General features: G+C 42.6%; 4 protein-coding genes. 2 read left to right on the top strand and 2 right to left on the bottom strand.

Features of this window, described 5'->3' with window-relative positions:
• The first annotated feature begins 821 nt into the window (after positions 1-821).
• Positions 822-1403, top strand: a complete 582-nt coding sequence (locus WKT20_RS17365) for a leucine-rich repeat domain-containing protein (RefSeq protein WP_340417805.1) — start codon at positions 822-824, stop codon at positions 1401-1403.
• Between the two features lie 81 nt (positions 1404-1484).
• Here the strand turns inward: WKT20_RS17365 and WKT20_RS17360 are convergent, their stop codons facing one another.
• Positions 1485-2264, bottom strand: a complete 780-nt coding sequence (locus WKT20_RS17360) for a radical SAM protein (RefSeq protein WP_117701178.1) — start codon at positions 2262-2264, stop codon at positions 1485-1487.
• A gap of 12 nt (positions 2265-2276) precedes the next feature.
• A complete protein-coding gene (mutS, locus tag WKT20_RS17355; protein WP_117670187.1) occupies positions 2277-4865 on the bottom strand; it encodes a DNA mismatch repair protein MutS in 2589 nt (862 codons plus the stop codon).
• A 209-nt stretch (positions 4866-5074) separates the two neighbouring features.
• Between mutS and WKT20_RS17350 the strand changes: the two genes are divergently transcribed.
• Entirely contained in the window at positions 5075-5581 is a 507-nt protein-coding gene (locus WKT20_RS17350) for a flavin reductase family protein (RefSeq protein ID WP_117669905.1), read from the top strand.
• The last annotated feature ends 218 nt before the right edge of the window (positions 5582-5799 follow it).

Below are 5799 nucleotides of genomic sequence, written 5' to 3'. Positions count from 1 at the left end.
TAACTTTACGGAAAAATATGTTTCTAAAATATATAAATAGACAGCTGTGGGGAAAATGTGGGGAAAAATTAGATAATTAAAAAGGCTAAATGACTGAAAATAATCACTTAGCCTTTTAATCCGTACCCAGACCCGTACTTCGTAATTGCTGCGCCCATCATTCAAGACTGTCAAATCGGGTCTTTCCTGTCAAGCCAATGATGCCTATGCGTATGCCAAACACATGGATTACGGATTTCTCGTTCCGTGAACAAACACTTTATCCGCAACTCTGCTATGTGGTGTATTGGCTTAACTCCATTTCTATGGGCAACACTTTTGTTGCAGATTTCAAGCAGCTTTTATCGAAATACCCATCAGTAAGAACTCGTTTATTAGGCTTTCCTCATAATTGGGAACAAGAGCCTTTGTGGAGATAAAATAATTGCCCTGTTTCTTAAAAAGCACTGGGGCAAACCAGCTCCGTCTTTAATTGTTTCCAATAAATGGATTGTTTCAAGCCCCTATAGAAAGAGAACAAAAATTCCTGTGTGAAAATTAATCTACGACAAGGAGCAAGCAAGGAGCAATATCAAACAAAAATCAATACCTTTGCAGTACATATGAGATAGACCAAAACAAAAGTGGAATATCGGAAACGAATAGCAAGGAAAAGAGAAGAAACGACCCAAGTTGATGTCCTTTTTGAGTTAATAATCAATAAAAGCGTTAAATCTTCACCTTTTAGAATGTGCAATTAAAAATAACAACCATATTTCTGACTTATTATCTATAAAATATTGAGTAATAATCGGTTGTAAATACGTATTTTTGAAACAGGATTGAAAAAAGTTACTCTGCCTGCTTCATTGAAAAAAATAGGTTCGCAGGCCTTTTTAGGTACACATTTGGAAGAGGTTGTATTTTCAGCAGAATTGCAGGAGATAGATGACGAAGCTTTCAGAGGAGTAGTGGAATTAACGTCTGTAACTCTTTCGAATAATATGCAGCGAATAGGTTATCAGGCCTTCAGTGACTGTGAACAATTAACTAAAGTTGCCTATGTGGGGGAAATGAAAACAGCTGATTGTATGGTAGAAATAGGAGCGTTTCAGAATTGTACGTCTTTGACTTCCTTTGCATTTCCTCAAAGTCTTTCTGAAGTTCAAGGATGGACTTTTGTAGGTTGCAGAAAGTTGAAAGAAATAATCCTTCCTAAATCGGTGAAGAAAGTGGGAGACCAGTCGTTAAGAACAAACTCTACTGTAGAAACAATTACTTTTGAGGGAGAAGAAGCTCCGGAACTTACAGGTAATCCATTTCCATTTAAGGAGAGTATACTGAAAATAATGGTTCCTTCAGGTAAATTGGAGGCCTATAAAGCGAAATGGGACTCTTATGAGAGCTCTATCATTCCAAGATAGAAGAAAAGTCCTGAATAAGTCATATTAAAAAAATTACAGCGTGTACGAACTCACCAGGAAATTCGTACACGCTGTTGTTTTTTAATACGAAGCACTGGCTTTGATACCTGCTTCTTCTACGAGTCTTGCTATGCGGTCTAATTCTTCCTTAGTCGCTTTTTTAAGCTTTTGGTCGGGAGTTTCCCTATCGATGGTGTAAATCATTACCTGGCGGGGATTTATTTGCTTGACCACTTCCAGCCAGGGAAGTACGTATTTATCGGAGGTGTTATCCACATCTTTTCCGTCTTCCGTGGTACCTTTCATGAAAATAGTCTGAATAATCAGGTTTCCTTTGAATGCTTTCAAGCCTTCAATGATGTTTTCTACCTCATAGTGTCCGGTAGGACGGTCCACTGCCCGGATGTAGTCCATGTCCACGGTATCCAGTTTCAGAATGTTGTTGTCTATTTTGTTAAGTGCGGCAAACACTTTCGGGTTGTGGATAAGAGTAGCATTGCTCAGTACGCTGACTTTGGCATTGGGGAAATATTTGTCGCGCAGGGCCAGTGTATCTTCAATAATCTCTGGAAAATAAGGATTGGCAGTCGGCTCTCCGTTGCCGGCAAAAGTCAGTACATCTGGAAAAGGACCGTTTTCTTTCATCTCGGCCAGACGCTTTTCGAGTGCTTCACGTACGGCTTCACGTGTCTGTACCTTTTGTTTGGGACGGAAATCCTTGTTGTATCCACATTCGCAATAGATGCAGTCGAATGTACAAAATTTACCGTCTCCCGGAAGCAGGTTGATTCCGAGGGATACGCCGAGTCGGCGGCTATGGACGGGGCCGAATATAGGGGCCGGATAAATAATGGTTGACATAAGCGTTACAAATTATCTTCCTCTTACAATTTTTTTGATGTCATTCAGTTTGTTCAGAGCTTCCAGCGGTGTCAGGTTGTTTACATCCAGGTTCAGAATCTCATCCCTGATCTGGCAGAGTACGGGGTCATCCAACTGAAAGAAACTGAGCTGTATTCCGTCGGATGCAGCCTGTTTACTGGGCTGTCCTTTGGCTGAAATACCTTCCTGACGGTTTTCCGCTTCCAACTGATGTAATATTTCGTCGGCACGTTTGACAATGGATTTCGGCATACCGGCCATCTTGGCTACGTGGATACCAAAGGAGTGTGCACTTCCGCCTCTTTCCAGCTTACGAAGGAAAATGACTTTGTTGTCCACTTCTTTGACCGATACGTTGTAATTCTTTATGCGTTTGAACTGAGCTTCCATGTCGTTCAGTTCATGGTAGTGCGTTGCAAAAAGGGTACGTGCGCGGGCTTTCTTGTGCTCATGAATATGCTCCACGATAGCCCATGCAATGGAAATACCGTCGTAGGTGGAAGTTCCTCTTCCTAATTCATCAAAAAGCACCAGGCTTCTCGGAGAAATGTTGTTGAGGATATTGGCTGCCTCGTTCATTTCGACCATGAACGTAGATTCTCCTACAGAAATGTTGTCGCTGGCACCTACACGGGTAAAAATTTTATCTACAAGGCCGATGTGCGCACTTTCGGCAGGGACAAAGCATCCAATCTGCGCCATCAGGGTGATGAGGGCAGTCTGTCGGAGCAAAGCCGACTTACCGGCCATGTTCGGTCCGGTGATAATGATGATTTGCTGCTCTTCCGTGTCGAGATACACATCGTTGGCGATGTACTTTTCTCCCGGTGGCAATTGTTTCTCAATCACCGGATGACGTCCCTGACGAATGTCAAGCACATCATCGTCCACTACATTCGGACGGATGTATTTATTGGCACGAGCCACGTTGGCAAATGACAGCAGGCAGTCCAGGCGGGCTATCTGTGTGGCATTGATTTGGATGGCAGGAATAAATTCGGCCAGTTCACAAACCAGTTCGTTGTATAACTTGGTTTCCAGAATCAGAATCTTGTCTTCTGCTCCCAGAATCTTTTCTTCGTATTCTTTCAGTTCCTGAGTAATGTAACGTTCCGCATTGACCAGTGTCTGCTTACGAATCCATTCTGCGGGAACTTTATCCTTGTGGGTGTTACGTACTTCGATATAATATCCGAATACGTTGTTATAGGCAATCTTCAGGCTGGGAATGCCGGTCAGTTCGCTTTCTCTCTGCTGTATCTGCAACAGATAATCTTTTCCGGAATACGCAATTTTACGAAGTTCGTCCAGTTCGGCATTTACTCCGTCGGCAATCACGCCTCCTTTGTTGACCAGCAGGGGAGGATCATTCTGAATTTCTTTGGCTATTTTATCACGAATGGATGCGCACAGGTTGAGTTGCTCACCGATACGGCGCAAGCTCTCGTTATCTGCATTCAGGCAGGCATTTTTGATGGGCTCGATAGCTTGTAAGGCTGTTTTCAGCTGTACGACTTCTCGAGGAGAAATACGTCCTACGGCAGCTTTGGAACAAATACGCTCCAAATCGCCAATCAGATGAAGTTTCTCTTCAACGAATTCTTTGAACTCCGGCTCTCGGAAAAAGAATTCCACCACATCCAGACGTTCGTTGATAGGTTTGATTTCTTTCAACGGGAATACAATCCAGCGTTTCAGCATTCTGGCTCCCATCGGGCTGATGGTGTGGTCGATAATATCCAGCAGGCAGGTACCGCCTTCATTCATGCTGCCCACAAGTTCCAGACTGCGTACCGTAAATTTATCCAGGCGTACGAAGCGGTCCTCTTCAATGCGTGACAAAGAAGTGATGTGTCCAATCTGGTAGTGCTGGGTCATGTCAAGATACTGCAGGATGGCTCCGGAAGCAATGATGCCGTTATGAAGATTTTCCACTCCGAAACCTTTGAGGTTTTTGGTTTCGAAATGCTTCAGTAACTTTTCCTTTGCAGACGTTTCATTGAATACCCAGTCTTCCAGTTCGAACGTAAAGAATTTGCTGCCGAAGTTTCCTTCGAACATGGGTTTCTTTCCGCGTTCAAAAAGCACTTCTTTGGGTGCAAAGTTATTCAATAGTTTGTCGATATAGTCAGTAGGTCCTTCGGCGGTAAGAAATTCACCGGTAGAAATATCCAGGAAAGATATACCACAAGCTGTTTTTCCGAAATACACGGCAGCCAGGAAGTTGTTTTCCTTGTAAGAAAGCACATTGTCGTTGATGGCTACTCCCGGTGTGACCAGTTCCGTAATTCCGCGTTTGACAAGCTTTTTAGTTGTCTTCGGATCTTCCAGCTGGTCGCAGATAGCGACTCTTCGTCCCGCACGAATCAGTTTAGGCAGGTAGGTATCGAGTGCATGATGGGGGAAACCCGCCATCTCCACCGTTTTGCTTTGACCGTTGGCACGTTTTGTCAAGGTGATTCCTAAAATCTCAGCAGCTGCTACAGCATCTTCCGAGTAAGTTTCATAAAAGTCGCCACACCTGAATAGCATGATGGCATCCGGATGTTTTGCTTTCAAGTCGAAATATTGCTTCATCATCGGGGTCAGTACAACCTCATTGTCTTTTGCCACGGTTCAGTCCTTTCTTTTTTAGTTAATGATATTCCTTGCAAAGATACTTTAAAAGGCCGAGATAGGAAAAGATATTTTGAGGGGATAGGATTTTAATTCGGCTTAAAAAATAAAAAAAGGGGAAAGGCGGAAAGAGGAAAAATATTTAGTTTTGCAGAAACTAAATATGAATGGATATGAAGGAAATTAGTGTGTCTGAATTGCAGGACAACATGTTTGATGCCATTGGCAAAGAGTGGATGCTGGTGACAGCCGGTACGCAGGAAAAGTTTAACATGATGACCGCCAGTTGGGGAGGAACCGGTATTTTATGGGGAAAGCCAGTTGCTTTCATCTTTATTCGTCCGGAACGTTATACATACGAGTTTATCGAAGAAGGAGATAAGCTGACCTTGTCTTTTTTAGGAGAAGAGCATAAAGAGGTACATAAAATCTGTGGTTCCAAATCAGGCCGGGATATGGATAAAGTAGCTGCTTCAGGCTTGAAACCTTATGTAATGGAAGATGGAACCATTTCGTACGAACAGGCACGTCTGGTTTTGGTGTGCAAAAAATTATATGCAGACATGATTCAGGAGGATAAGTTTGTGGATAAGCTGTTAATAAACCGTTGGTATGGTGAAGGGCATGGTAATTTACATAAGATGTATATTCTTGAAATACAACATGTTTATGTGAAATAATAGTTTATAAACAGGTTGTGAATAATAAAAAACCGCTTTATGAGAAATTTGCTCATAAAGCGGTTTTTATTATCAGAAAAATAAGAATTATTCTTCCGCATCTTCAGGTGTGTCCGAAGCATCTTTTTTACTTGGAAGAATGCCTAAAATCTTCTGTTTCTCTTCCAGGTGACTGGCGTACAGTCCGTCGATGATACCGTCGGCAAGTCCGATTACAG

It is taken from the genome of Phocaeicola sp. ICN-14070 (genome assembly GCF_037892625.1).
GTDB lineage: Bacteria > Bacteroidota > Bacteroidia > Bacteroidales > Bacteroidaceae > Phocaeicola > Phocaeicola plebeius.
This window is presented reverse-complemented; position numbering and strand designations above follow the sequence as displayed.

Excerpts from the sequence above, each read along its gene's own strand:
- mutS (WP_117670187.1), bottom strand. The coding sequence starts at position 4,865 with ATGATGAAGCAATATTTCGACTTGAAAGCAAAACATCCGGATGCCATC.
- WKT20_RS17350 (WP_117669905.1), top strand. The coding sequence starts at position 5,075 with ATGAAGGAAATTAGTGTGTCTGAATTGCAGGACAACATGTTTGATGCC.
- WKT20_RS17360 (WP_117701178.1), bottom strand. The coding sequence starts at position 2,264 with ATGTCAACCATTATTTATCCGGCCCCTATATTCGGCCCCGTCCATAGC.